3 protein-coding genes are annotated in these 2,822 nt (G+C 61.7%); 1 reads left to right on the forward strand and 2 read right to left on the reverse strand.

The annotated features are described in order from the left end of the window. Window positions 1–231 (forward strand): hypothetical protein (locus ACLP9N_RS23040; protein ID WP_442409561.1); only part of this gene is annotated, 231 nt, incomplete at its 5' end. 108 nt (window positions 232–339) lie between these two features. Here the strand turns inward: ACLP9N_RS23040 and ACLP9N_RS23045 are convergent. Together ACLP9N_RS23045 and ACLP9N_RS23050 are read right to left on the reverse strand one after the other, a co-directional pair. Continuing rightward, window positions 340–984 (reverse strand): maleylpyruvate isomerase family mycothiol-dependent enzyme, encoded by a 645-nt coding sequence (locus ACLP9N_RS23045; RefSeq protein WP_442409562.1) that lies wholly within the window; start codon window positions 982–984, stop codon window positions 340–342. 259 nt (window positions 985–1,243) lie between these two features. Continuing rightward, window positions 1,244–2,188: an SDR family NAD(P)-dependent oxidoreductase gene (locus ACLP9N_RS23050; RefSeq protein ID WP_442409563.1), complete on the reverse strand. Its 945-nt coding sequence runs from the start codon at window positions 2,186–2,188 to the stop codon at window positions 1,244–1,246. Window positions 2,189–2,822 lie beyond the last annotated feature (634 nt).

Consider the following 2,822-nt stretch of genomic DNA (forward strand, 5'->3'; position numbering starts at 1 on the left):
GAGTTCAAGCTAGCCAGCAATCGCCAGCTCAAACGAAACCTGCAGAACCAGGTCGAGATCTACAAGAAGGCCAACGACACCGCGACAGCGGTCACCGTCATCATCGCCTACACCGCCGCCGAACACGCCAAAGTCACCGCGCAGTTGACGGAGCTCGACCTGCAAGCTCGCGAGGACATCATCGTGATCGACGCGCGCAGCGATAACAAGCCCACTGGGTCAAAAGCGTGACCGCACCGCAGCTCAGACCGCCGTGGCACCAGATCAGCGGCCAACCACCGTCACGGCCGAACCGCCATACGCCGACCACTGAATCCTGAAACGTATACGCTCCGGACGTCATGGCGGCATCATCCGCCTCTGCAATCGGGGAAGCCCGGGTCCTTCGAGGAGATGCAGCAGAGCCGGGCGACCACTGACGGCCATCATTAAAGCCTTCGCCGGCCCGCGGATCTCAACGCCGCCTCCCCAGCACCGGTCAATATCTGTGCTGCGCAGGCAGATTCCTTGAAGCCGGCCCAGCGGCACGAAACCAAACGGCCACGGACCGGTCAAAAAGTCCATCGCGAGCGCCACCAGTTGCGGGTCAGGCTCAAACGGCAACCCCAGTGGAATCCTGATGTCACCGCCATGCACCAAGATATCGGCCAGGGGATCGAGCGGCCCGAACAGCGGCGGACTTAACGGGTAGTCAGCGTTGTCACGCAACTCGGCGACGATGTCGCCCGCGGGGAGCTGCGCCCGACGCCGCGCCAGCTCGTCGATCGCACGAGCCATACTTCTTCGGCGCAGAGCTGTCCTCATGAACACCCAGAAACTGTCGGCGAAAACGCTGACCAAATGCGCGGCCACCGTCTTGACGTCCCACCCTGAACACAGGCTCGCAGCTGCCAACTGCGCCTCGTTCAAACCGTCGACCAGGGCCGCGATGTGACGCCGCTCATGCGCCACAGCGGCGAAAACCAGGTCGTTATCGGCTCGCACGCGACAAATGCTACCGGAACAGATATTTGTTTTAAGGCCTTAAGGTGTATACGTGTCTGGCGGCCGGGGGAGAGATTGCCGCCACCAGGGCGTGACTACGCCCTGGTGGGCCATTCGGTAGCTCCGGAAAGCGTTCTGCCTGTTCGGTGTAGATGTCGAGGCCGGCGCTGATTCGGTTGAGTGGGGACTCGGCAGGATCGGGTGCGCTGGCGCTGAGCAGCTTGGCAAAAGCCCGGGCGCGTGGCCCGGGGGTTGGATCTTATCCGGGGTTGGAACCTGTCATGTCGATCCCAAGTCGACCCATTGCCGAGAACAGTTCCTCGTAGATGTTGTTGGGGATCGTGTGGGATTCGGTCTGCGCGACCTGAGGGAAGTGCTCGGCGATGTCGTCGGCGGTGGCGGTGAGGTCGGTGTCAGCTAGCCACCCATCACCGAGCCCGATGAACACGCGTGCGTATCTGCCAGCCAGTGCGGAGTAGTTCTGGTGGCTGCTTTCACAGGCGCGACTCGCCAAGTAGGTGACCATCGGCACGACTTTCTCCGGCGCGATCAGATCTTTGAGTCCGGTGTCCTCAAGGGTCTTCGCGTCGACAGTCTCGGTGACCATCCGCGAAAAGCCGAAGGGCAACACGGTGTTGGACAAGATGCCGTGCTCGGCCCCTTCCAAGGCAATGACGTTGCTCAGCCCTACCAGGCCTGCCTTTGCTGCGCCGTAGTGCGCTTCGAGGTGCTGGCCGAACATTCCCCCTGAGGACGAGATGAGCACGAATCTGCCGTACCCCTGTTTCTTCATGACTTTGAAGGCGGGCTGGCACAGATGAAAACCACCGTCGAGGTGCACCTTGAGCATCTGACGCCAATGCGTCGGGGTCATGTCCTCAAAGGCGATGCTGGTAAAGATTCCGGCGTTGCTCACCACGGCGTCCACTCGTCCGAAGTGCTCAAGGGCGGTTTGCACGATGGCCTCACCACCTTCAGGACTATCCACCGAGTCATGCGATGCCACCGCAGTGCCGCCGGCGCGAACAATTTCCTCGACGACCTGATCGGCCACCGTGGTGTCCGCTCCCTCCCCGCCCATGCCGCCGCCAAGGTCGTTAACGACGACGGATGCGCCACGGTGAGCCAGATCTAGCGCGTACAGCCGCCCCAAACCGCGCCCCGCCCCAGTCACGATTGCAGCCTGGTCAGTGAAGTCAATCATTGCAGCCGCTCCCTTTTGGTCTGAATGAGCTCGATGTCAGCCTCGACCGAACCATATATTTGTTCCGCACGGACAGGAGGCGCTTCTCGGGTATTGAGTCCGTCGAGGCCTCAGCTGCGGTCTCACTTGCAGAGAAAACCAGACGTGACCGTGCGTCTCGAATCCCAGCTGCCAGCCGGGTGGCGAGACGGATCGCACAGCGGTGGGTGCAGCTCGCACATCTCTGATGGGGATGCCATCGGCCCTGGCGTAAGCGCTGGCGCAATCCCCCGGCGGGGGAGCGGCGCGGCGGGCCGCGGCTGTCGATGCTCTCTGCGCACGCCTAACTCATCCGACGATCAAGCAAAGCCGGGAGATGTCAGCGGCTCAAAATGAAACCTGTTGCAGCACTGCACCGTGACGGGTCAGCATCGTTATCGGCGATTCCTCGGGCATCGAATCACGTTTGGGCACAGCACAATCGAGAATATGCAGCACTTACTCGTGGATAACTGCTGTTATCCATGAAGCTGGCATACGCGTTGCGCAACCACTCCTCCGTCAGCCGACACGGATCACGCGAAGCGATCGAAGTGAAGGGCTACCACGGCCGCGGCGTTTCGGACGCTTATAGCAGGAGCGTCCCGTTCGTCGG

It is taken from the genome of Mycobacterium sp., assembly GCF_052144515.1.
In the GTDB taxonomy this organism is placed as follows: Bacteria; Actinomycetota; Actinomycetes; order Mycobacteriales; family Mycobacteriaceae; genus Mycobacterium.

Bases quoted from the DNA above. Each gene is read 5' to 3' on its own strand.
- ACLP9N_RS23050 (WP_442409563.1), bottom strand. From the start codon at position 2,188: ATGATTGACTTCACTGACCAGGCTGCAATCGTGACTGGGGCGGGGCGC.